The organism is Vibrio sp. 10N.222.46.A1, assembly GCF_041473595.1.
In the GTDB taxonomy this organism is placed as follows: domain Bacteria; phylum Pseudomonadota; class Gammaproteobacteria; order Enterobacterales; family Vibrionaceae; genus Vibrio; species Vibrio tasmaniensis_A.
Window position 1 is genome coordinate 1 of the sequence record NZ_JBFRSN010000784.1, and the last position, 1,014, is coordinate 1,014.

The 1,014-nt window shown below is 43.9% G+C and carries 1 protein-coding gene; it reads right to left on the reverse strand.

The features are described 5' to 3' along the window. Positions 1 to 13: 13 nt before the first annotated feature. Positions 14 to 802, reverse strand: a complete 789-nt coding sequence (locus AB4496_RS20100; protein ID WP_009846309.1) for an MBL fold metallo-hydrolase — start codon at positions 800 to 802, stop codon at positions 14 to 16. Positions 803 to 1,014: the final 212 nt, after the last annotated feature.

The following is a 1,014-nucleotide window of genomic DNA, read 5'->3' on the forward strand; positions in this document are numbered from 1 at the left end:
AGACTGGCCTTTATTATTTATGGCGATTTTTTTTATCTTTAAACCCAAATCGCCAAACAGATTTAACCAAACCTTTGAGTTTGATTTTGGTCACTCGCCAATGTGTCACTGGCCTTCTTGGCGCACTCATCAACAGGTGTTCAAACGCTTGCTCACTCAAATTCACTTGTCCCCCATGCGCCACCAGCAAGGTGTCGAGCTGCATGTCATAGATACGAGATACCGACGCTCGATACTTATTGGGATGAAAGATAGGAAACGGAGGAATCAGTTTCTTCTTAACCTCGACCATCAAGTCCGCCACATAAGCAACGCTGTGTGATGGGCAATAGACAGAGAGATCTCTGTCGGTATGGCCCGGCGTTTCCAGAACCAACCAATCATCAAAGCCAGGAATGCTATCACCATCCGACAGCTTGTAGTCCGGCTTCAACTTTCTTGAATACCATAGGTTTGCTTTGGGCTTGCCCAATCGGTTCGCCATCCACCGTGCTAATGCCAAATCGGTCAAATGCATCAATATGCCATCGATGCCGTGGTACCAATCCTTATCTCGATTTGCTGCAACCAAATTACAATTCGTGAGCTTTCTGAGTTTGTGCGCTGCCCCTGCGTGGTCTGGATGCATGTGCGTAACAACCACTGTGTGTAGGTCGCTAAATTCACGGCCAAGATCATCTTCAATGAAAACTTTAAGATGCGGGATGTCGGCTCGGCACGCACCATCAAGTAACAACAACCTGTCAGGGTACTCTACGAGATACATGTCTTGGATATAGCCTTTAATGGTATGGAGTTGCAAAACCGTATTCCTATTCGTTATTCCTGCCGTTCAGAACAAATTAACAGTTCAGCAACAAGTGGTCTAACCAGAATATAGCAAAGATCAACGAAGTGTGGTTTTGTGAGTTCAAAATTACTAACACTGATAACAAAAAAATGAACCTGTTACTCGAAAAAGGTAATCACAACATTACAACCCCTTCATCATTATGATTTTTAAGAACTAAATTC